Annotated in this window: 21 protein-coding genes; 11 read left to right on the top strand and 10 right to left on the bottom strand. The window is 73.2% G+C overall.

Going from position 1 to position 22,034, the window contains the following annotated elements:
• Positions 1-66 precede the first annotated feature (66 nt).
• Together ACFW3D_RS11555 and ACFW3D_RS11550 are read right to left on the bottom strand one after the other, a co-directional pair.
• The gene (locus ACFW3D_RS11555; protein ID WP_500503867.1) at positions 67-1,422 is read right to left on the bottom strand and encodes a mycothione reductase; all 1,356 of its coding nucleotides are present in this window, start codon (positions 1,420-1,422) and stop codon (positions 67-69) included.
• Positions 1,423-1,577: 155 nt separating this feature from the next.
• Positions 1,578-2,180, bottom strand: a complete 603-nt coding sequence (locus ACFW3D_RS11550; RefSeq protein ID WP_500503866.1) for a CGNR zinc finger domain-containing protein — start codon at positions 2,178-2,180, stop codon at positions 1,578-1,580.
• A gap of 321 nt (positions 2,181-2,501) precedes the next feature.
• On the opposite strand from ACFW3D_RS11550, the gene ACFW3D_RS11545 reads away from it, so the two are divergent.
• The 5 genes from ACFW3D_RS11545 (at position 2,502) to tatC (ending at position 5,694) form a co-directional block, all read left to right on the top strand.
• Complete coding sequence (locus ACFW3D_RS11545) at positions 2,502-2,975, top strand: VOC family protein (protein ID WP_500503865.1); 474 nt, start codon at positions 2,502-2,504, stop codon at positions 2,973-2,975.
• 108 nt (positions 2,976-3,083) lie between these two features.
• Positions 3,084-4,205, top strand: coding sequence for an alpha/beta fold hydrolase (locus tag ACFW3D_RS11540; protein WP_500503930.1), 1,122 nt, complete (start codon positions 3,084-3,086; stop codon positions 4,203-4,205).
• Between the two features lie 58 nt (positions 4,206-4,263).
• Positions 4,264-4,503, top strand: a complete 240-nt coding sequence (locus ACFW3D_RS11535) for a twin-arginine translocase TatA/TatE family subunit (RefSeq protein WP_500503864.1) — start codon at positions 4,264-4,266, stop codon at positions 4,501-4,503.
• A 63-nt stretch (positions 4,504-4,566) separates the two neighbouring features.
• A complete protein-coding gene (gene tatA / locus ACFW3D_RS11530) occupies positions 4,567-4,827 on the top strand; it encodes a Sec-independent protein translocase subunit TatA (RefSeq protein WP_500503863.1) in 261 nt (86 codons plus the stop codon).
• Positions 4,828-4,848: 21 nt separating this feature from the next.
• Positions 4,849-5,694: a twin-arginine translocase subunit TatC gene (tatC, locus tag ACFW3D_RS11525; protein WP_500503862.1), complete on the top strand. Its 846-nt coding sequence runs from the start codon at positions 4,849-4,851 to the stop codon at positions 5,692-5,694.
• 20 nt (positions 5,695-5,714) lie between these two features.
• Here tatC and ACFW3D_RS11520 read toward each other — a convergent pair whose 3' ends face one another.
• Positions 5,715-6,164 carry a MarR family winged helix-turn-helix transcriptional regulator gene (locus ACFW3D_RS11520; protein ID WP_500503861.1) on the bottom strand — a complete coding sequence of 150 codons (450 nt, stop codon included), beginning with the start codon at positions 6,162-6,164 and terminating at the stop codon, positions 5,715-5,717.
• 152 nt (positions 6,165-6,316) lie between these two features.
• Here ACFW3D_RS11520 and ACFW3D_RS11515 point away from each other — a divergent pair, with 152 nt between their 5' ends.
• Positions 6,317-7,804, top strand: coding sequence for a dihydrolipoyl dehydrogenase family protein (locus ACFW3D_RS11515; protein ID WP_500503860.1), 1,488 nt, complete (start codon positions 6,317-6,319; stop codon positions 7,802-7,804).
• A 63-nt stretch (positions 7,805-7,867) separates the two neighbouring features.
• A complete protein-coding gene (locus ACFW3D_RS11510) occupies positions 7,868-8,344 on the top strand; it encodes a MarR family winged helix-turn-helix transcriptional regulator (protein WP_500503859.1) in 477 nt (158 codons plus the stop codon).
• A gap of 62 nt (positions 8,345-8,406) precedes the next feature.
• Here the strand turns inward: ACFW3D_RS11510 and ACFW3D_RS11505 are convergent, their stop codons facing one another.
• Positions 8,407-9,114, bottom strand: a complete 708-nt coding sequence (locus ACFW3D_RS11505) for a hypothetical protein (protein WP_500503858.1) — start codon at positions 9,112-9,114, stop codon at positions 8,407-8,409.
• Positions 9,115-9,214: 100 nt separating this feature from the next.
• Positions 9,215-10,426, bottom strand: a complete 1,212-nt coding sequence (locus ACFW3D_RS11500) for a helix-turn-helix domain-containing protein (RefSeq protein ID WP_500503857.1) — start codon at positions 10,424-10,426, stop codon at positions 9,215-9,217.
• A gap of 234 nt (positions 10,427-10,660) precedes the next feature.
• On the opposite strand from ACFW3D_RS11500, the gene ACFW3D_RS11495 reads away from it, so the two are divergent.
• Complete coding sequence (locus tag ACFW3D_RS11495; RefSeq protein WP_500503856.1) at positions 10,661-12,352, top strand: alpha-keto acid decarboxylase family protein; 1,692 nt, start codon at positions 10,661-10,663, stop codon at positions 12,350-12,352.
• Positions 12,353-12,468: 116 nt separating this feature from the next.
• Here ACFW3D_RS11495 and ACFW3D_RS11490 read toward each other — a convergent pair whose 3' ends face one another.
• From ACFW3D_RS11490 to ACFW3D_RS11475, 4 genes are all read right to left on the bottom strand, one after another.
• Positions 12,469-13,074, bottom strand: a complete 606-nt coding sequence (locus tag ACFW3D_RS11490; RefSeq protein ID WP_500503855.1) for a GOLPH3/VPS74 family protein — start codon at positions 13,072-13,074, stop codon at positions 12,469-12,471.
• A gap of 152 nt (positions 13,075-13,226) precedes the next feature.
• Positions 13,227-14,303, bottom strand: coding sequence for a PP2C family protein-serine/threonine phosphatase (locus ACFW3D_RS11485; RefSeq protein ID WP_500503929.1), 1,077 nt, complete (start codon positions 14,301-14,303; stop codon positions 13,227-13,229).
• A gap of 126 nt (positions 14,304-14,429) precedes the next feature.
• Positions 14,430-15,377, bottom strand: coding sequence for a hypothetical protein (locus tag ACFW3D_RS11480; RefSeq protein WP_500503854.1), 948 nt, complete (start codon positions 15,375-15,377; stop codon positions 14,430-14,432).
• A gap of 132 nt (positions 15,378-15,509) precedes the next feature.
• Positions 15,510-16,427 carry a PHP domain-containing protein gene (locus ACFW3D_RS11475; protein WP_500503928.1) on the bottom strand — a complete coding sequence of 306 codons (918 nt, stop codon included), beginning with the start codon at positions 16,425-16,427 and terminating at the stop codon, positions 15,510-15,512.
• On the opposite strand from ACFW3D_RS11475, the gene ACFW3D_RS11470 reads away from it, so the two are divergent.
• Both ACFW3D_RS11470 and ACFW3D_RS11465 read left to right on the top strand, forming a co-directional pair.
• Positions 16,389-16,982 (top strand): DinB family protein, encoded by a 594-nt coding sequence (locus ACFW3D_RS11470; RefSeq protein ID WP_500503853.1) that lies wholly within the window; start codon positions 16,389-16,391, stop codon positions 16,980-16,982. The genes ACFW3D_RS11475 and ACFW3D_RS11470 overlap by 39 nt on opposite strands.
• Positions 16,983-17,021: 39 nt before the next feature.
• Positions 17,022-18,122, top strand: a complete 1,101-nt coding sequence (locus ACFW3D_RS11465) for a M20 family metallopeptidase (protein WP_500503851.1) — start codon at positions 17,022-17,024, stop codon at positions 18,120-18,122.
• A gap of 249 nt (positions 18,123-18,371) precedes the next feature.
• On the opposite strand, the gene ACFW3D_RS11460 is transcribed toward ACFW3D_RS11465, so the two are convergent.
• Entirely contained in the window at positions 18,372-20,906 is a 2,535-nt protein-coding gene (locus ACFW3D_RS11460) for an alkaline phosphatase D family protein (RefSeq protein ID WP_500503850.1), read from the bottom strand.
• Positions 20,907-21,348: 442 nt separating this feature from the next.
• On the opposite strand from ACFW3D_RS11460, the gene ACFW3D_RS11455 reads away from it, so the two are divergent.
• The gene (locus tag ACFW3D_RS11455; protein WP_500503849.1) at positions 21,349-21,927 is read left to right on the top strand and encodes an adenylate kinase; all 579 of its coding nucleotides are present in this window, start codon (positions 21,349-21,351) and stop codon (positions 21,925-21,927) included.
• Positions 21,928-22,034 lie beyond the last annotated feature (107 nt).

Here is a 22,034-nt window from a genome sequence, read left to right as displayed (position 1 = left end):
CGCGCCGCCTCTTGATGACCCGGAGCGGTCCCGTCTCGGGCGGGACCGCTCCGGGTGGACCTCGGGCTACAGATCGAGCAGTGCCTGTTCGACGGCCTCGGTGAGCGCGGGGTGGATGTACAGCACGTCGCGGCCGACCTGGTCGGCCGTCTGCCCCAGCGCCATGGCCTGGATCAGCGGCTGGATCAGCGTCGCGGCCTGGGGACCGATGATGTGCGCGCCCAGGATGCTCCGGTCGCGGGGATCCGCCAGGACCTTCACGAAGCTGGTGGTGTCCTCCAGGGCCCATCCGTAGGCGGTGTCCGCGTAGGGGCGCACGCTCACCAGGTACTCGGTGCCGCTGCGGCGTGCCTCCTGCTCGGTCAGGCCGACGCTCGCGATCTGCGGGCTGGTGAAGACCGCGTGCGGGGCGATCCTGTTCGACAGGGTGCGCAGGTCGTCCGGGTGGAGCAGGTTGTGCCGTACGACACGGGACTCCGCGTTCGCCATGTGCTTGAGCTGGAAGTGGTTCACGACGTCGCCGAGGGCCCAGACCCCCGGCACGGACGTGCGGTAGCTGCTGTCGGTCACGATGTGACCGTGCTCGTCGAGTTCCAGCCCGCCGGCGGCGGCGTCCAGCCGGTCGCTGTTGGGCCGGCGGCCGGTGCACACCAGCAGCATCTCGGCCTGGACGACGTGGTCGCCGTCGGGGCAGGTCACGCTCACCTCGACCCCGCCGGGACGCCGCTCGACGGAGGCGACGGTGGCGCCGAGGAGGAGGTGGTGCCGCCGGGACGCGAGCTCGGTGAAGCGCTCGGACACCTGCTCGTCCTCCGCCATCAGCAGGCGGGGCCCCCGCTGGACGATCGTCACGTCCGTCCCGAAGGCGCTGAAGACATGGCCGAACTCGGCCGCGATGAAACCGCCGCCGATGACGGCCAGGGAAGCGGGGGCGTCCTCGATCCGCATGATGGTGTCGGAGGTGTGGAACGGCACCGAGTCCAGCCCGGGGACGTCCGGCACGTCGGGCCGTGAGCCGATCGAGACGACGAAGGTGTCGGCGGTGATCCGCTCCCCGCCCACCTCCAGCACCTTCGGCTCGACGAAACGCGCCTCGTCGCTGTAGACGTCGATGCCGTTGTCCCGGCGGTAGTCCAGCGCGCTGTCGTGGAGCGGGTCGATCCGGTGGAACACCCGGTCGCGGACGGTCTTCCAGTCCACCGGCTCCACGGTGGCGCGGACCCCGAGCCGCGCGGCCGCCCGCGCGTTCTCCGCCGCGTCGGCCGCGACGACGAACATCTTGCTGGGGATGCAGCCCCGGTTCAGGCACGTACCGCCGAAGCGGCCCGGTTCGACGATGGCGCGGCGCAGGTGCGCGAACTCCTCCCCGAAGAGCATGTTGCCGCTTCCCGCCCCGAGGACCACAAGATCGTAGTGCGGCATGTCCGCCCACCTTCCGCCGGTCAGCCGTCCGGGCCGCGGCTCATGGCCCTCCCGTGGGACGGCCCGCCCGATTTGTGCCTTTCAGTGCTGCGAGGTTCATATCACGGGCACTGGGCGTCATGGACGTACCACCGGCGCGACACAGCGTGCGGGGGTCAGTCCGCCGTTCCGGCGGCCTGTTCCTTCCTGCGCTGCCGGTAGGCGCGCATGGACGCGCGGGAGGCGCACTTCGGGCCGCAGTAGCCGGCCGAGCTGTTGCGGGTCCGGTCGAAGAAGCAGAAGTGGCAGGGGTCGTGACGGCACGCCCGCAGCCTGTCCCACAGACCCGCGTGGGCGAGTGCGGTGACGCTCGCCAGTACCGTCCCGAACAGTCCGGGGATGCCGGTCTGCGTGCTCGTCAAGGTGGCGCCCGTGGCGGTGACGACCGTGGCGAGGGGGTATCGGGCCGCGACGCCGCGCAGGTGCTCCTCCGCCCGGGCGAGCGCCTCGGGTGTGGTGTTCCTGTCGCCCGCGTGCGCCAGCAGCACCGTGATCAAGGCGTCGCGCAGTTCGCGCGCACCGGCCGCGTCGGCCTCGGTGACATGGGTCGTCCCGGTGTCCGGATCGTGCTCCTGCAGCCAGGCGTGCAGGCCGTCGGCGTCCGCGAAGCGCTCGGGGAGCTGCCGTGGTCCCGAGGCGTGCGTGTTGAGGAATCGCAGGAGTGCGTCGGCGGCCGCGGGCTGGGTCAGCGGACTGCGCTCGGTCGTGGGTGCGGGCATGGGGCGGACCTCCCTTCGAGGTCAGTCTAGATCGCTCTGCGTTATGTCTGAAACGGATACGGGCCTCGCTGTCTTCCCGTGCGGTGAGGTGTGTCACGAAAGCCGGAATTCGGCCATCAGGGCTTTGCGCGTTAATGGCTAATCGCCTACGGTCATCACCACGAGGACGGATCGAGCAGCTCCTGGAGCAGGGCTCGAAGCCTTCGGTGACCCGGCCGGTACCCGGCGTGCGGCACCGGCTGTGGCGCCTCCGTCCCCGTCTCCCGGAACGGTGGCCCGCCCGCCTGCGGCGCACCGTCGTCAATCAAGAAGGAAATCGCCATGTACATGAAGTTCGAACTGGTCATTCTGCCCGTTTCCGATGTCGATCGGGCCAAGGCGTTCTACGAGGCGGCGGGCTTCCGCCTGGATCTGGACAAGGCCCCCACCGCGGACTGGCGCGCGGTGCACCTCACCCCGCCGGGCTCCGAGTGCTCGATCATGTTCGGCGAGGGGCTCACCTCCGCCGAGCCGGGCTCCATGCAGGGTCTGTACCTGGCCGTCCTCGACATCGAGGAGGCCCGCGCGGAGCTGCTCGGCCGCGGCATCGAGGTGAGCGAGGTCTTCCACGACGCCGGCGGGCTGCTCTTCCACGGCCACGCGGGCGGCGACGCCACTCACGGGCTGGAGGGGCAGGGCCGGCTGGCCGGCCTGCAGCCCGAGCGCGCCTCCTACGGCTCGTTCGCCACCTTCAGCGACCCGGACGGCAACGGCTGGGTGCTCCAGGAGATCAAGCAGCGCTTCCCCGGCCGCTGACCGCCGACTTCCTCGCGCAGGGGCCTGCGGGGCCGCAACCACGCGGCCTCCTTCTCCACCCCGATACGCGCAGATGCTCGTTTGTAGTGAAAGGAATCCCCCGTGAACATGCCCCCCGTCGAGCCGTCCGGGCAGGACGGCCCCGCCCGGGAGCCGGCGTCGCACCGCGCCCCGCGCGGACTGTCACGACGCACCTTCGTCGGCGGCGCGGCCGCCTCAGCCGTCACCGTCGCCGGCCTTTCACTGGCCGGTGGGCTGCCGTCGGCCTCGGCCGCCCCGTCCACGCGGACGCGGATGCCGGACGGGCTCGGCACCGTCTCCTCGGCGCCCCGGCTGCCGGCCGGGTTCACCAAGACCTTCAGCAGCCGCTTCGTACGGGCCGGCGGGCTGCGCCAGCACGTCGTCATCGGAGGTGACGGGCCGCCGCTGCTCCTGGTGCACGGCTGGCCGCAGAACTGGTACGCCTGGCGGATGCTGATGCCGGAACTGGCCCGGCACCACACGGTCATCGCCGTCGACCAGCGCGGCATGGGACTGAGCGACAAGCCCCGCGGCGGGTACGACACCCGCACCCTGGCGGGCGACCTGATCGCCCTGATGGACGCCCTGGGCCACGAGCGCTTCGCCGTCGTCGGCCATGACACCGGCATGATCATCAGCTACGCGCTGGCGGCCGACCATCCGGAGCGGGTCACCCGGGTGGCCCTGGCCGAGGTCCCAGGACCCCCGCGCCCGTCCGCCTCGCCGATCCTGTTCCTGGACGAGCGGGACAACAACAGGCTCTGGCACATCCCGTTCAACCGGGTCGACCACGAGCTGATCGAAAGGCTGGTCAGAGGTCGCGAAGCGGACTTCTACGGCTACGAGTTCGACATCCAGGGCGGGGAGAGGCTGCCCCGCTACGCACGCGACTACTACGTGCGCCTCTTCTCCGACCCCGCGGCGCTGCGCGGGAGCTTCGGGTTCTACCGCGCATGGGACACCACCGGCCGGCAGAACGAGGACCGCGCGAAGAAGAAGCTGAGGATGCCGGTCCTGGCGATCGGCGGATCCGAGAGCTGGGGCGGCGCCGTCGGGGGCGCGCTGCAGGACCTGGCGGAGGACGTCAGGGGCGTGGTCGTCCGCGGTGCCGGCCACTGGGTCGCCGAGCAGGCGCCGGAGGAGATGCTGGCGGAACTCGGCACCTTCCTCGCCCCGTACCGCCGCGCCGCCGGTGCGCGGGCCCGCTAGGGCATAACCCTTCGGCCGGGGCCGACCCGGGCGGACCCACCCACAGACGGGAGGCACGGTGTTCTCCGACATCGGCCCGCTGGAAGTCCTGACGCTGCTCGTGGTGGCGGTCGTCCTCGTCGGTCCCGACAAGCTCCCCGGGCTGGTCTCCGACACCGTGCGTGCCCTGCGCGGGCTCCGTGAGCTCGCGCAGGGCGCCCGGGCGGGCCTGCGCGACCAACTCCCGCCCGAACTGGGGGACCTGGACCTCGCGGACCTTGACCCGCGCGATCCGCCCGGTGACGGCGGGCAGCGGTGACGGGGCCGTCCCCCGGCCCCGACACCGCGTTCGGCAACTCAGCACCCCAGAAAGGAAACACCTATGTTCGGCAGGCTCGGAGCACCCGAGATCCTCCTCATCCTCGTCGTCGTCCTCCTCCTCTTCGGCGCCAAACGGCTCCCCGACATGGCCCGTTCCTTCGGGCAGTCGCTCCGGATCCTCCGGAGCGAGACCAAGGCCATGCGGGACGACGGCGTCGACGATGCCACGGGCACCGTGCGGACCGCGGCCCTCGAAGCCGGGGACGGAATCCCGCACCCGGCGCCCGAGGCCACCGCGGCGGACGTGCCCCACCGGCGCTGAAGCGCCCGGGACGGACCGCCCATGACCACCGGCACCCCGCGTGACCCCGAGGGAATGCCCCTCCGGGAGCATCTGCGCGAACTGCGCAACCGCCTGCTCAAGGCCGTCGGGGCGATTCTGCTCGTCACCGTCGGCGCGGCCCTCTTCCACCGGCAACTGATCGGGTTCCTCATCGATCCGCTGCCCGGCTGCGCGCCCGGCCGGCTGACCGGGGCCTCCGCGGCGGACGGTTCGGGTCACTGCGGCGTGATCTCCCTCAACGGCCTCCTCTCACCGTTCACCCTCGCGCTGAAGGTGTCGATCACCGCGGGAGTGGTCGGTGCGAGCCCGGTGTGGCTCTACCAGGTGTGGGCCTTCGTCGCGCCGGGACTGCACCGCGGCGAGCGGAAGTACACCCTGGCCTTCCTCGGGGCCGGGATCCCCCTCTTCCTGACCGGTGCCGTCGTGGCCTACCGGACCCTGCCGACGACCGCCCGGGTGCTGATCTCCTTCACCCCGGACAACGCCACCAACATCCTGCCCGTGGACGACTTCCTCGACCTGGCCACCCGCATGGTCCTCGTCTTCGGTCTCTCCTTCGAACTCCCCGTGCTCCTCGTGCTGCTGAACCTCGGCGGGGTGATCAGCGCCCGGCGGATGGCCGGCTGGTGGCGCGGCATGCTCATGGGTGTCGCCGCATTCGCGGCGATCGCCACCCCGAGCACCGACCCGGTCAGCATGCTGCTGCTCGCCGCGCCGATCAGCCTGCTGTACGGGGCGGCGTGCGCGGTCGCGTGGTGCAACGACCGCCGGCGTCGGCGCGCCGCCCGCGGTCCGGCCCGGGCGGTCGGCGAGACCGCGGACGACCTCGCCGTCACCAGGTCATGACCCGCCCCGGCGTCGGCCGCTCACTCCGCCCAGGGCTCGAAACCGGTGTCCAGGACGGCCTCGAGGAACCCGCGCAGCCGGGCCGCGTCCTCGGCTCCGAACCGCTCCTCGAACCGGCCCTGGACCTCGTTCCAGAGGGGGATCGCCGCCTTCATCCGGGTGAGTCCGTCCGGGGTGATCGTGACGATCCGCGCACGGCGGTCGGCCGCCGAGGTCTCGACGGTGACCAGACCCTCGCGGGCGAGCGGCTTGAGGTTGGAGGCCATCGTCGTGCGGTCCATGGCGATCAGGTCGGCGAGGGCGGTGATCGTCGTCTCACCCCGGGCGCCGAGGTGCTGCAGGATGCTGAACTGCGTCGCGCGGAGGCCGACCGGGGCGAGGGCCTTGTCGTAGGTCGCGCCGAGGTACCGGGCCGCCTTGCGCAGCGCCAGGTTGTTGCACGAGTCGGCTTTCGACGCCGCAGCGCTCATGGTTTCCTCCCGAGCATCCTCCCCATGATACGAGCATCTGCTCCCACGCGGGAACGGCGGCCCCGCGACGCGGGCACCGGCACGCCGCGACCGGCTTCCGGCACCTCGTGGCCGGACCAGCACAGTACGCACACAGAGCGACAGGAGAAGTGATGAACGCAGTGGACACACACCCGGTACGCGACACCTACGACGTGGTCGTCATCGGCGGCGGACCGGTCGGCGAGAACGTCGCCGACCGCGCCGCGGCCGCGGGGCTCAGTGCCGTGATCGTGGAACGCGACCTGCTGGGCGGCGAGTGCTCGTACTGGGCCTGCGAGCCGAGCAAGGCCCTGCTGCGACCAGTGGTGGCGCGGGCCGACGCGCTGCGCGTGCCCGGGCTCGACCGGGCGGTGGCCGGTCCGCTGGACGCCGCCGCGGTCCTCGCGCACCGTGACGCGATGGCCGCGTACTGGAAGGACGGGGACCAGGTCGCCTGGCTGGAGTCGGCCGGCGTCGACCTGATCCGCGGCCACGCCCGGCTCGCCGGTCCCCGGACGGTGGCCGTGCGCACGCCCGAGGGGGACGGCCTCACGCTGACCGCCCGGCACGCGGTGGCCGTCTGCACCGGTACGGCGGCGGCGCTGCCCGACCTCCCCGGTCTCGACGCGGTACGCCCGTGGACGAGCCGCGAGGCGACGAGCGCCGACGCGGTGCCCGGGCGCCTGGCCGTGGTCGGCGGGGGAGTGGTGGCCGTCGAGATGGCGACAGCATGGCAGGGCCTCGGCTCCCGGGTGACGATGCTGGTCCGTGACGAGGCCGGACTGCTGCCGAGGATGGAGCCGTTCGCCGGCGAACTGGTCGCCGAGCACCTTCGCGAAGCCGGCGCCGACCTCCGGTTCGGGGCTTCCGTGGCCGCAATGGTCCGCGAGGACGGCGAGGTGCGCATCACCCTCGCGGACGGCGGGGAACTGAGGGCGGACGAGATCCTCTTCGCCACCGGCCGCACCCCGCGGACCCGGGACGTGGGCCTGGAGACCGTCGGTCTCACACCGGGGGACTGGCTGCTCGTGGACGACAGTTGCCGGGTGGCCGGTGTGGCGGGCGACTGGCTGTACGCCGTGGGCGACGTCAACAACCGGGCCCTGATGACCCACCAGGGCAAGTACCAGGCCCGGATCGCCGGAGCCGCCATCGCCGCGCGCGCCAAGGGCGAACCGGTCGACGGCGCCCCCTGGGGCACCCACTCCGCCACGGCCGACACCGTTGCCGTCCCGCAGGTCGTCTTCACCCACCCCGAGGTCGCCACCGTCGGCCTGACCGTCCGCGAGGCCGAGCGCACCGGGCGCCGGGTCACGGTCGTCGACCACGACCTCTCCCGCATCGCGGGTGCCCACCAGTACGCCGTCGGCTACCGCGGCCGGGCCCGCATGCTCGTCGACGAGGACCGGGGCACCGTCGCGGGGGTCACCTTCGCCGGTCCCGGCGTCGCCGAACTGCTCCACTCCGCCACCGTGGCCGTGACCGGAGAGATACCGATCGACAGGCTCTGGCACGCCGTGCCGGCCTTTCCCACGATCAGCGAGGTCTGGTTGCGACTGCTGGAGACCTATCGCAACCGGCAAAAAGGGACGAAACGCTTGATGATCTCAACTTCATGAAGATTCCGGGTTCCCCCTGTTAGGGGGCGTTCACTTCCTTCGCCGCGCAAGTAAACTAGGGGCATGTCAGACGTCATGCCGCGGCAGGAAGCGGCCCCTGAAGCCATCGTGCCGCTCAGTCCGGACGAGGAGGCGGTCGTCCGGTCGCTGAGCCGTGTCATCTACGCCCTGCCCCGTGCCATGGACGCCGACCTGGTCCGCGAACAGCGGCTGCCGCTGATCGAGTACCTGGCCCTGATGAACCTCTCCGAGGCGCCCGACCGGAAGCTGCGCATGAGCGACCTCGCGGGGGCCTGCGAGCTGTCGGTGAGCGGGATGACGCGTGTCGTGCACCGGCTGGAGAACGACGGGCTCGTCCAGCGCGTCAAGAGCACGCGGGACGCCCGCGGCTGGAACGCGGTCCTCACCGAGTCGGGCCTCGCCCGGCTGCGGGAGGCATGGCCGACCAACCTGTCGTCCGTACGCCGCCACTTCCTCGACCACCTCGCGGGTCTGGACCTCAAGGCGCTCGGCGCGGCGCTGAAGAACGTCGCCACCTGACCGCTCGGCACGGCCGCGGCCACTCCGCCGTGGCAGAGGCGTACCCCTGCCACGGCGCCCGGTCAGGCCGTCGCCGTGACCGGCTCCCCGGCCTCGGAAGCCGCCGCGCCCGCTGCGCCGGCACCGGTGCCGGCCGAGGGCGTGACAGGGGTGTAGAAGACGCTGCCCTGGCGGCGGGACCGCTCGGCGAGCCCCTTCGCGACCAGCGCCTCCAGCGCGTTGCGTACGACCGGGGCGCTCGGTGCCGAACGGTCGGGGTGACGCTTGGCCAGCGCTTCGACGAACTCACTGACCATGCGCGGTTCCTCGTCGGCGGCGAGGACGTCCGCGACGAGACCGCGCAGGGTGGGCTTCTCCTTGTCGCCGGCCGGTGCCGGCTTCTTGCCGGTCTTCCGGGACTTCGCCGCCGCGGCCGGCTTCCGGGCGCGGGGCCGGGGGACCCCGCGGGTCCTGCCCGCCGGTGGCGATCCGGTGCCGACGGGAGCCGGCACCTCCTCGGCCGGGACCTCCTCCGCCCGGACCTCCTCCGCCCGGACCTCTTCGGCAGGCTCGGCGTCGGCAGGTTCCTCGCGTGCCGTGACGGCCGGTCCGCCGGTCGTCACGGTGCCCTGCAACCGGGTCAGCCAGGCCCGCTCGTCCTCGAGCCGGGTCAGGCGGGCCTGGAGCTCCGCGACCTGCTCCCGGACCGCTTCCTGTTCGTTGGCGTTGTTCTCCAGGTCCTCTGCGAGACGCGTCGCATACCGGTCCTGAATGGTTGTGTTGTGGGACACGACAGCCGCTTCCTCGTGTATCGGATGTTGCTGCCGGATGGTACCCATCCTTCGCCCTCATCGTCCGGAACCGCCCCGTTCTCAGCGAGTTGGGACTTCGTCAACCCTGGAGTCGCGGATCGAACGCCCCCGCCTCCGCAAGTCCCAGTCCAAGCAGGCTCGCGGACAGTCCGGGCCAGGTGTGCACGTCCCAACCGGTCAGCTCGCGCCAGCGGTTGAGGCGGTACTTCACGGTGTTGGGGTGCAGGTGCAGCGCCCTGCCGGTCGAGGTGAGGGAGAAGCCGTTGTCGGCGAACCCGCGCACGGTCAGGGCAAGTTCGGGGTGCGCCGCGGCGGGCCCGGCAGCGGGTTCCAGCAGCGGTGCCAGTCTGCCGGCCTGCGGGAACAGCGTCGCCGCCAGCCACGCGTCGTCGAAGGGCACGGCCGGCCCGTCGGCGCCGGCCAGCGCGAGTGCCGCCTGGGCGTCGACGATGCCGGCGGCGGCGCCGGCCAGGCCCCGGCGCGCCAGCCCGGTGCCGATCGGCAGCCCCGGGACCAGGTCGCGCATGGCCCCGGTCACGGCGTCGGCGGGCATGCCCTGCACCACGGCCACCATGGTGGCACCCTGGTTGGCGCACCGTGCGGTGCCCGCAAGGCGGTTGAGGCGGCCGCGCAGCTCCGTGAGCTGCTCGTCGGTCCACGCCGGGGCCGGGGCGCACACGGCCTGGAACGTCCCGGCCGGGGCGTAGCCCAGGGCGCGCGCGAGTTGTGCCATCTCCGGCTCCGCCCCCGGCGAGTGGGCGTACAGACCCTGGAAGAAGCGGTAGGTCAGGCTGAGTTGGACGGCGTCCCGGGCCCGCAGCGCGTCGTTGTACGCCTCGGCCGCGGCGCCGGTGATCTGCTCGACCCAGGTCCACACGGTGCCGACGAGACGCACCAGTTGCCGGCTCCGGCCGTCCCCGCCGTCCGACCCGGCCCGGGAGAGCAGGACGTTCCAGATCTCCCGGTACCCGACGTGGAAGGCGGCGATCAGGGACTGCAGCGGCAATCCCGCACGGGCCCTCGCGCGCCCCAGCGCCATGACGTGCTCGCGCTCCTCCGGCGACGGGCCCCGGCGGGTGACCAGACCGGTGAGCAGTCCCTCGCACTGCTGCAGCACGCCCGCCTCGTGCTCGGCGCGCGGCACGAGGTGGTAGTCCGGGATCTCCTCGCGGATGCGGTCGGTGATGTCCGAGGCCAGCAGGGGCAGCTCCGCCCTGACCGCCGTGCACAGCGCGGCCAGGTCCCGCCAGTCCTCAATGGGGGACCGGGAGGGCGGGGAGGCAGCTGTCATGGCCGTTCACCGCCTTCTCACGTACCCGGTTGACCGCGGTCACCGCGTGTGTCCGCGCGATCGGCCGCCCTCCCACCATAAGTCCGGTACGCGGCCGACGCGCGGTCTGTGACCTGCGAATTTGCGGATTCCACAGGGCTACGGCGGCGTAATTCTCGCTTTCGGCCGGTCCAGTGGGCGTCCCGCGGAGAAAGGCTGGGAAGGGGGGATGCCGGCACTCCGGAGGCGATTCGCATGGCACACGACCCCCCGGCCACCGTGGCCGACCACCTGCTGGACCGGCTCGCCGACCTCGGCGTCTCGCACGTCTTCGGAGTCCCCGGCGACTACAACCTCGCGTTCCTGGACCGAGTCCTGGCCCATCCCCGCATGAACTGGGTCGGCACCGCCAACGAGCTGGGCGCCGCCTACGCGGCCGACGGTTACGCCCGGATCGCCGGCTTCGGGGCGCTGCTGACGACGTACGGGGTGGGCGAGCTCAGCGCGATCAACGCGGTGGCCGGCAGCTACGCCGAGTACGTCCCGCTGCTGCACATCGCGGTCGGCCCCGCGCGGGCCGCGGAACGCACCGGCGCCCTGCTGCACCACACCTTCGGCGACGCCGACTTCGAGCGGTTCGCCCGCGCCCACGCGGAGGTCGTCTGCGCGCACGCCACCCTGCGCCCCGGCACCGCGGCGGCCACCATCGACCGGGTCCTCGGCACCGCCGTCCGCGGCAGCCGCCCCGCCTACCTGCGGCTGGCCTCGGACGTCGCGGTGGCCCCGGTCGCCGTCCCGGCCGTTCCGGTGCGCCCGTGGCGATCCGGGACGGCACCCGGCGGCGCCGGCCCGGCCGCGTTCGGCCGGGCCGCGCGGGCACGGCTGGAGCGGGCCGGAACGGTCACCGTCCTCGCGGACTTCCTCGTCGACCGCTTCGGGGCGCGCGCTGAGCTCACCCGCCTGCTGGCCGCCGGGCCCCTGCCGCACGCCACCCTCGTGTCCGGCAAGGACCTCGTCGACGAGGGGAACCCCTTCCACCTCGGCGTGTACTCCGGAGCCTTCAGCGACCGCGTGGTCCGCCACCTCGTGGACGACGCGGACCTGCTGATCAGGGCCGGAGTCGTCCTCGCCGACACCACCAGCGGCGGCTTCACGCACGGCTTCGACACCGCGACCGGCATCTCACTCGGTCCCGGCAGCGCCAGTGTCGACGGCGAGGTCTTCCACGACGTGCCCCTGCGCGCGGGGCTGGCCGTACTCGCCGAACTCGTCGCGGACCGGGAGGCGCCGCCCGCGCCCCGTCCGACCGCCACCGCCGCCGCCGAGGAGCCACCGGGGGACGCCCCGCTGACGCAGGACCGCCTGTGGAACGCCGTGGCCGCCGCGGTGCGGCCCGGGGACGTCATCGCGGCGGAACAGGGCACCGCGTACTACGGCATGGCCACCCGGCGGCTGCCGGCCGGGACGCGTTTCATCGGACAGCCCTTGTGGGGCTCGATCGGCTACACCCTGCCCGCGCTGCTGGGCGCCCAGCTGGCCGACCGGTCGCGCCGCGGCATCCTGCTCATCGGGGACGGCTCGGCCCAGATGACGGTCCAGGAACTGGGCACCTTCGGGCGGCACGGCCTCGCGCCGGTGATCGTCCTGGTCAACAACCGGGGCTACACCGTCGAGCGGGTCATCCACGGCCCCCGCGCCGTGTACAACGACATCGCCGCCTGGGACTGGCCCGCCGTCCCGGCCGCCCTCGGCGTGCGGGACCCGTTCGTCGCGACCGTCCGCACCGGGGACGGGCTCGACGCGGCGCTCGACCGGGCCGCGCGGACCCCGGGCCGGCCGGCCTTCATCGAGGCGGTCACCGGTCGCGACGACGTGCCGCGGCTGCTCGGCGGCATCGCGCACTCCCTGAACGACCGGAACGCCGCCCCCTCCGGAACGCCGGGGTGACGCAGGCGCCGTGCGGGTGCTGCGTCTGGCCGGGGTCGAACGGCACCAGGCCGGCTCGCCGAGCGGGACGTCCACCGCGCGACGATCGCCGGCACCGTCCGCCGCGGCCGGCTCGCTCAGGCCCGCCAGATGTTGTCGAACGCCGCCTTCTCGATGTCCTTGCGCTGCCGCACCGACTGCAGTTCCTCGACGGCGTCGTGGACCGCGGCCAGCACGGTGGCCACGGCGTCGTCGGTGACATCTCCGGCCTCGGTCGCGGCACGGTCCCCGGAGATCCCGGCGGCGGCGGCCAGGGCGCTCAGGACCGGCTCCCCGGACTGCCAGCGGCCCAGCGCCTCCCCGCGGGCGGCGGAGTCCAGCAGCACCGGCTCGCCGGTGGCCCAGGGCCGCCAGCGGGGGCTGCTCACGGCGGTCAGCCCGGCCGCCTGCAGGCCGGCGCGGTAGACCGAGGAAAGGTTGCGGCCCCTGCGCCACAGCCAGTCCTCGACCGTCTCGTACGGTTCGCGGTCGACGAGCGCGGACGCCGCCTGGTCCAGCAGATGGTCACCGGTGACCGGCCCGGCCCCCGGGACCAGGCGGTCACCGTCCAGGGTGACGGCCCGCGCACCGAGGAGATCGACCACCTCGGCCCCGGCGAGCGCGAGTGACAGGTCGCCCGCCTCGACGGGCGGGCTCGTGGGCACGTCCATGCTGACGATCATCAGGTCCTGCGGCGTGGTCATGGCGGCTCCCGTCGAAGAGATCAACAACGATACGGCGCCGGGCGCCGCGGCCCGTCGTTGCCGGCCCACGGCGAGCCGTTCCGCGGGGCGCGTCCCGCACGGTGTGCACGGCCACCGCCCTCGCGAGGTCAGCGGTCATCGGTCAGCCATGTTCACAGGGCGTCCGCCGCGGTCCTGCGGATGGCGACGCAGGCGATGTCGTCGTTGAGGCAGCCGTTGCCGTGCCGGAGAAGGGCCCGGTGGAGCAGCTTCAGGAACCCGGCCGGTGAGGTGGTGGCGGTCTGCCGGGTCCAGGCGGGGAGGGGGAAGAAGGCGCCGCCCGGGTCACGGGTCTCGCTGACCCCGTCGGTGTAGAGCAGCAGCAGGTCGCCGACGGCGAGGGGGACGCGGTCCACGTGGTAGCCGGAGCCCAGAAGTGCCGCCAGGTTGACCGGAGGTGACGGGACGGCGGGCTCGATGGCCCGGGTGCGGCCCTCGTGCACCAGCAGGGCCGGGGGATGCCCGCAACTGAGCACGGAGGCGTGGCCGGCGGCCGGCGGGATCTCCACGATGACGGCGGTGGCGAAGCGTTCGCAGTCGTCCTCGGCGGGCACGGCCGCGGTGTACCGCGCGAAGGTGGTCTCCAGGCGGTGTGCGAGGTGGGCCAGATCAGGGGAGTCGTAGGCCGCTTCGTGGAAGGACCCGAGGAGCGCGGCCGAGACCCCGACGGCGGGCAGGCCCTTGCCGCGGACGTCCCCGAGGATGAGGCGCAGGCCGTGGGGGGTGTCGGCGGCGGCGTAGAAGTCGCCACCGATGCGGGCCTGGGGCGCCGCGGCGAGGTAGAAGGTGGCGATCTCCAGGTTCCTGATGCGCTCGGGCACCGGCCTGAGCAGGACCTCCTGCGTCGCGTCGGCCACGGCGCGGACCTGGGCGAGGGTGCGTTCGCGCTGCAGGCGCAAGTGGCTGGCGTAGGCCGCGGCCAGGGTGACGGCCCCGATCGCGCCCGCGGTGTAGAGGGCGGACATGTCGGAGAAGGCCAGGGCGTAGCCGATGACCGGGAGCAGGCAGATCATCCCGAGGGTGAGGGTCGCCCGCACGGACCAGAGCGACGCGGCGAGCGCGGGCGCCGCCGGCAGCAGACGGGTGAAGGGGACGTCCTGGGGGGTGAGGACCGCCAGGACTCCGATGACCGCGGTCAGGACGGCGGGGGAGAGCAGAACGGGGTCCCGCCGCCGCAGGTTCGACCACATCACCCGATATCCCGCCAGAGCGCTCATGGCTGGATCGTAGGCGATCCTTGATCGTCTCCCGCGGGTACGACATCTGACGCCGCGTCCGCTCCCGCGTGCGCGAAGGCACCCGGCGGCCGGGAGGGGTCACTCCACGAAGTGGCCCGGGCCGACGACCGTCCACTGGCGGGTGTCCGGGTCGTCGATCGAGGCGTACGGGGCCCTGAACACCAGCACCTGCTCGGTGGAGCGCTTGATGGTCCACAGCTCGGGGGTCCTGGTGGAGCGGTCCCAGGCGATGGCCTGGCCCTCGACGCCGGGCAGCTTGACGGTCGCCACCCAGCGCAGGTCCGAGCCCTCGGACGGGATGTCCATCACGTAGGCCTCGTCGTAGTCGTGGCCGGTGATCCACAGCCGGCCGTCGGGGCCCCACGAGCCGCCGGAGTTGCTCATCGGCCGGATCTTGTCCAGGAGTTCCTGCGGCAGCGTCCATGCCTCGACGACCCGGAACCGGTCGTCGAGTTTGACGATCTGGGTGTTGTCGGTGCCGCCGTAGGGCTCGGTCGAACCCGCCGGGGGCTTGTCGTAGTTGGCGAAGGCCGCCCACCACGCGCCGTCGTGCCGGTCCAGCCAGGTCAGCGAGCCGCGGTCGATGCCGAAGCTGAAGGTGTCGACGTGCTTCATCGTCCGGGTGTCGAAGACCTCGACGGAGCTCTTCTCGGGCGTGATGTTGTAGTTCGAGGTCGCCGCGTACAGCTTGTCACCGACCACGGTGGCGCTGTCCATGTGGATGATCGGGCCGTCGGCGTCGCCCACGAACTGCAGGAGCGGTCTGCCGGTCGCCTTGTCGTGCTTGGTGATGGTCTGGTTGTTGACCGCGTAGAAGTAGTTCCGGTCGACCGCGACGCCCTGCCGCGCGTCGAAGGCGGCGAAGGTGTGCCGGAGTTCGGCCGTGTACTGCGCGGGGGCCACGGCGGCGGCCTTCGCGGCCGCCGGGGTCGAGGCCTCGGCGGCTCCGGGGCCGGTGGCCGCCATGAGGGCCGCCGCGGCCAGGCAGGCCGTCACTGCTGAAGCGATCTTGATCCGTGCGCGCATGGTTTCCCTCGGTAGATCCGTCGGCAGAAGCAGTTCGACCCTGTCGCGGCGGAAGATCGTCCGCGCGAACACCGGGGGAGCGACGGGTGAAGGAACGGGTGAGAGGCGGACCGACCGTGCCCGGCCGGGCGTTCACCGGCCGCCGGACCAGTCCGTCAGCCGGTCGACGGGCCAGGCCGTCACGGTACGGTCCGCGGTGATGCCGCAGGCCGCGGCCCGGGCGCAGCCGTACGGCTGGAGCGCGAGGTGCGACGGCCGGTGCGCGTCGGTGTCCACGGCGAAGAGCAGCCCCGGCGTCGCGGCGGCGAGACGGAGCAGCCGCAGCGGCGGATCGCGACGCTCGAAGCGGCAGTTGATCTCCACCGCGGTGCCGTGCGCGGCGCACGCCGCGAAGACCTCCTCCGCGTCGAACCGCGACTCCGGCCGCTCCCGGCCCGTGACGACCCGGCCCGTGCAGTGCCCCAGCACGTCGACGAGGGGGTTGCCGACCGCGGTGAGGAGCCGCAGGGTCATCGTGGCGGCGTCCATCCGCAGCCGGGAGTGGACCGAGGCGACCACCACGTCGAGCGCGGCCAGCAGTTCGTCCTCCTGGTCCAGAGAGCCGTCCTCGAGGACGTCGCACTCGATCCCGGTGAGCAGCCGGAACGGCCACAACTCCTCGTCGAGTCCCCGGACCACCTCGATCTGCCGCCACAGCCGGTCGGCGGTCAGTCCCCCGGCGACGGCGAGCCGCGGGGAGTGGTCGCTCAGCACCACCCAGCGGTGCCCGAGGTCGCGTGCGGCACGCGCCATGGCCTCGACGGACGCGCCGCCGTCCGACCAGTCCGAATGCACGTGGCAGTCTCCGCACTGCGCCCCGGCCAGCTCCTCCGCGCCCGCGACCGCCGGTTCCTCCCAGGTCGCCATGCCGGACGCCTCCCCGGTTTCCCCCGGCCCAACCGGACGGCGGGCGACGCGGCGCCCCGCTCCCGTCGCGGAGGCGCTGTCGGTGGCGGGTGGGAGACTCCCGGCATGACCGAACCGAATCCCAAGGCAGACCTCCTCCGGTATCTGCAGGACGCGCGTGACAGCCTGCTGTGGAAGATGGAGGGGCTCTCGGAGTACGACGTGCGCCGCCCCCTGACGCCCACGGGGACCAACCTCCTGGGACTGGTCAAGCATGCCGCCGGCATTGAGCTGGGTTACCTCGGCGACACCTTCGGCCGGCCGTACTTCGGGGACGAGCGGCCCTCCTGGTACCGGGAGGACGCGGAGGCCAACGCGGACATGTGGGCCACCGCCGAAGAGTCGCCCGACGAGATCACCGGCCTGTACCGGCGCGCCTGGGAGCACGCGAACGGCACGATCGAGGCCCTGCCGCTCGACGCGGTCGGCCACGTCCCGTGGTGGCCGCAGGAGCGGCGGGCGGTGACCCTGAACCACGTCCTGGTGCGCGTGATCGCGGACACCCAGCGGCACGCCGGCCACGCCGACATCCTCCGTGAGCTGATCGACGGCAGCGTCGGCTTCCTCCAGGGCAACGACGCCGTCCCGCCGGGCGACCGGGGGTGGTGGGAGGAGCACCGCAACCGGCTCGAGCGCGTGGCACGCGAGGCCGGCGGCTGACGCGGGCGCGCGGGCGGGCCCGCTCACTACGCTGACGGCATGACGATGCGCAGGACCGGCACAGTGAGCACCGACGCGATGATCGAGGACCTCAGGACGCTCGTCGAGGTCGAGTCCCCGTCGCGCGACGTCGACGCCCTGACACAGTCCGCCAAGGCCGTCGCCGGGGTCGTCGAGAGGCGCCTCGGCGGCGAGGCCGTCCTCGTGGAGAGCCCGGGCGGGCCGCACGTCCGCTGGTCGGGCGGTGGCGAGCCGAAGGTGCTCATCCTCGGGCACCACGACACGGTGTTCCCGCTCCGCACCCTGGAGCGGCGCCCGTTCACCGTCACCGGCGGCCGCGCCACCGGCCCCGGCGTCTTCGACATGCTGGGCGGTCTCGTGCAGGCCGTCCACGGCGTGGCCCTGCTGGCGGACCGGTCGGGCGTCGAGATCCTGGTGACCTCCGACGAGGAGGTCGGCTCGCCGCACTCGCGGGCCCTCATCGAGGAGCGGGCCCTCGCCTGCGGCGCCGTGCTCGTCCTGGAGGGCGCCGCCGAGGGCGGGGCGCTGAAGACGGGCCGCAAGGGCTGCGGCACGTTCGAGGTCACCGTCACGGGCCGGGCCTCGCACGCCGGACTGGAGCCCGAGGCCGGGGTCAACGCCCTCGTCGAGGCCGCGCACCAGGTGCTGGCCGTCGCGGCGCTCGGCCGGCCCGAGGCCGGGACGACCGTCACCCCCACAGTGGCTTCGGCGGGCACCGCCGGCAACGTCGTGCCCGCCCGGGCGACCGTCGTCGCCGACGTACGGGTCGCGACCGCCGAGGAGAGGGATCGCGTCGAGGCGGGCTTCGCGGCCCTGACACCACACCTCGAAGGAGCGGCCCTCTCGGTCCGCGGCGGCGTCCGGCGTCCCCCGATGCCGGAGTCGGCGTCCGCCGGACTCTTCGCCCTGGCACGGCGGTTGCTCCCCGGCGTCGAGGGCGCGGCGGTGGGCGGCGGGAGCGACGGCAACTTCACCGCCGCGCTGGGAGTGCCGACCCTCGACGGCCTCGGGGCGGTCGGGGGCGGGGCGCACGCCGACCACGAGTACGTCGTCGTCGGCACCATGGCCGAACGGGCGGCCCTCGTCGCGGGTCTGGTGGACGCCATCCGGAGCGCGTGACCACCCGTTCCGCCGGGTGGCGGGGCAGGGTGTCACGGACGCGGAGGCTGCCCGGTCGTGGTTGTGGCTGACGTCGGCTGTCCCGGCGCGAGCGCGCGGCGCTCGCCGCCGCCGTCCCGGCCCGGGAGGTGAGCGGCGCGCGGTACACCGCGCGGGCGCCGGAGTCCACCAACCGCTGACCGGTCGCGCGCCGCGGCGGCCGCCCCCCCCGTAGCGGGGGACGGCCACCTCGGCGGCCTGGAGCCCGGATCAGAGCCCGGCGAGCACCGCGAACGGGTCGGCCGCGCCGCCGTTGCCGACGGCCGCGATCCGGCGCCGCAGCGTGAACGCGGCACCCGGGTCGATCGTCACCTGACGCTGGGTCATCACCCAGATCCCGCAGGCGTACGCGGTGAAGCCCGGCTCGTCGTAGAGCAGTCCGTACGTCTGGCCGTCGGAACCGGTCATGCCGACCCACGGCGCCGCCGGTTCGAAGTCGGCCGGGGCGGAGGCCGTCACGGTGCCGTGCCCGGCGACGCCGCTGCGCTGGCCGGCGCCGTCGTGGTCGAGGACGTCGCCCAGCCAGAAGGTGCGGGCCTGCGCCCCGCGGTTGGTGAAGACGCTCTCGGCGGTGACCCAGGGCTCGCCCTCGCCGATCGTGAAGGTCGTCACCACCTCGACGTCGGGGACCTGGGTGGAGGCGCCGGTGGCCCGGGCGGAGGCGACCGGGCCGCCCGCGGACAGCACCTCCAGGCCGGTGGACCGCACGGTCAGCTGCTGCCAGGCGTTGCTCCCGCGCGGCCGCGCCGTCGACGCGTACGGCAGGTTCATCCAGTCCAGCTGGTCCAGGTGGCCCACGGCCGCCAGGTCCAGCGGCTTGCCCAGGGTGACCGCGGGCAGCTGGGGGTCCTGGGAGCCCGCCGAAACGGCCAGCGACAGCATGCCGTTGGACAGCGTGACGTCCGTGGCCGCCGCCTGCGACTGCGGCCCGGGCACCGGACGGCCGGTGCCGGCCCGCACGGCCGCACGCGTCATCGCCACGTCGCCCCGGGTCTGCACCCCCGCGCGCACGGTGGCCGTGGCGGCGGCCGGTTCGTAGCCGACGCCGCCCACGGCGACCGCGTACTGTCCGGGCGGCGCGAACGCCAGGTACTCACCCGTGGTGTCGGTGGTGACGGACGCGAACCGGGTGCCGTCCGCCGCCGTGACCGTCACCTGGACGTTGGCGAGCGGCTTGCCGGTCACCTTGTCGGTGATGCGGCCCACCAGGCCGTCGCCTGCGTCGATCCGCCGGGCCCCGGGGAGCCCGTCGCGCACCTCGAAGGCGGCGATGGTGAAGGCGGGGGAGGCCGCGTCGTCGCCCTTGAGGACGATGCGCAGGTCGGCGCGCCAGCGGTCGGGCGTCACGTCGCACATCACATAGCCGCGGTAGGTGCCGTTGTAGAACTTCACGTGCGGATTGGCGACGAGACCCGCACGGACGTCGGCGTCCCAGCCGGCGCCGGAGGAGATGGACGTGCCGACGAACTCGGTGGCGACGACGGGGGAGCGGGGGTCGTCGAAGTCGGTCTTGAGGTCGTTGACCCAGTGCGTGTGCCAGTCGCCGCTCAGGACCACCGGGTTGGCGACGTCGTGACCGGCGAGGAAGTCGAGGATGCGGGCGCGGGCACCCGCGTAACCGTCCCACTGGTCGAGGTTGACGATCTTCCCCGGGCCGAGGTCGTAGTCGAAGGCGGCCATGATGGTCTGCTGGGCGATGACGTTCCACCGCGCCTTGGAATGGTCCAGGTTGCCGAGCAGCCACTTCTCCTGCTCCGGACCGGTCATCGTGCGCTCCGGGTTCCAGACCTCGGGCCCCGGCTCCTTGCGCCCGTCCCCGTACGCCTGGTCGGTGCGGTACTGGCGGGTGTCGAGCACGCTGAACTCGGCGAGCTTCCCGAACCGTACCTGACGGTACATCAGGGCATCGGGGCCGGTGGGCCGCTGCTCGGGGCGCAGCGGCAGGTGCTCGTAGTACGCCTGGTAGCCGTTGCCGCGGCGCTCCAGGAAGGGCCGGCCGTCGCCGGCGCCGCCCGGCACGTCGGACGCGTAGTTGTTCTGGACCTCGTGGTCGTCCCAGGTGACGAAGAACGGGAACCGGGCATGGGCCGCCCGCAGTTCGGGCGAGGTCTTGTAGAGGGCGTGCAGCCGGCGGAACTCGGTGAGGCTGCCGCCCGTCGTCTCGTAGATGTAGTCGCCGAGGTGCAGGACGAAGTCGAGGTCCTGCTCCGCCAGGTCGCGGTAGGCGGGGTAGGCGCCGCCGGTCCACGACTGGCAGGAGACGAACGCGAACCGCATCCGGTCGGCCTTCGCCCCGGGCGGCGGCATGGTCCGGGTGCGGCCGGTGCGGCTGCGGACCTCGCCGTACTGGAAGCGGTACCAGTACCAGCGGTCGGGGGCCAGGTCGTCCACGACGACGTGCACGGTGTGCGCGGACTCCGGCAGTGCGGTCACCGCGCCGCTGGCGACGACCTTCCGGAACGACTCGTCCTTCGCCACCTCCCACCGCACCTCGACGGGCGTCGCGGGCATGCCGCCGGTCTCCGCGTCGAGCGGGTCGGGCACCAGGCGGGTCCACAGGACGACGCTGTGGTGGTCCGGGTCACCGGAGGCGACGCCGAGCGAGAAGGGCGCGGGGTCCAGTTCCGTGGCGCGCGCGGAGAGCGCCTCGGTCAACTGGCCCGCGGCCAGGACGCCGAAGGTGCCGCCCGCGAGGGCGAGGAACCGGCGGCGGTCGAGGGTGCGAAGGGCAGGGCTGGTAGTCACGTCCGAAGATCGTGCAGCAGGCATGCGTCCGGACGGGTGTCGCCGCCGGGAAGGGAAGGTGTCCACCACATGTCGGGCGGGTCGGCGATGTGCCTTGACGTGGCGTCCTGGAGCGGCGGTTCACCCATGACTCCTGATCGCGAGGCACACCGGGCCCCGCGGGGTTCGGATGGGGCGTCCGTGCAGACGCCGGCCGCGGCGGCTCGATGCGCCACCGTCGCCGACGGATGGGGGACCGGGGTCCTGCCGGAGGCGGGAGGGGAGGCGGCGGCGACGCTCGAACACAAGGCCGGTGGCCGCGCCCACAGTTCGCCCTACCGTTCCGGCCGTGCGGCGGCAACCCGATCGAGGGCCCCGATCCGTCTGCGGGTCGCCGCCCGTCCGGCGTGCGGTCGGGGAGCTGGGCCGCCGAGGCCACCGACTGCGTTGCTACCGTGGCCGGGTGCCACTTCTGGGACCGGCTGACCCACTGCCCCACCGTCCGCAACGGGTGCTCGTCGCCGGCACCTCCGGCGCCGGCAAGACGACGCTCGCCGCTCGTGTCGCGGCCGCACTGCGGGTGCCGCACGTGGAGATCGACGCGCTCTTCCACGGCCCCGGCTGGACCAGGCGCCCTTCCTTCGAGGACGACGTCCACCGCTTCAGCGCCGGGCCCGGCTGGGTGACCGAGTGGCAGTACGGCTCGGTGCGCGCCCACCTCGCCGCCCGCGCGGACCTGCTGCTCTGGCTGGACCTGCCCCGGCGCCGCGTCATGCGCCAGGTGGTCCGGCGCACCCTGGTGCGCCGTCTGCGCCGGCAGGCCCTGTGGAACGGCAACGTCGAGCCGCCGCTGTGGACGGTTCTCACCGACCGCGAGCACATCGTCCGCTGGGCGTGGAACACCCACGCCGAGACGGGGGCGCGGGTGCGGCGACTGCTGCACGACCGGCCGGAGCTGACGGTCGTGCGCATCCGTAGCCGGGACGAGGCGGCGCGCTGGGTGAACGGGCCGCTGCGGGAGTCCTTCGCCGGGCTTGCGTAGGGCTCGTAACACGATCACGTGGGGCGGCGCAGGTCAGCCGTAACAAATCCGATGATTGAGCCGCTGGTGAGCACGTGAGCTTCAAGCCGTGATTCGTGGATGACGAG

It is taken from the genome of Streptomyces sp. NPDC058864, assembly GCF_042742985.1.
Classification (GTDB): domain Bacteria; phylum Actinomycetota; class Actinomycetes; order Streptomycetales; family Streptomycetaceae; genus Actinacidiphila.
The sequence above is the reverse complement of the archived record's forward strand: the minus strand, read 5'-3'. Positions and strand labels throughout refer to the sequence as shown.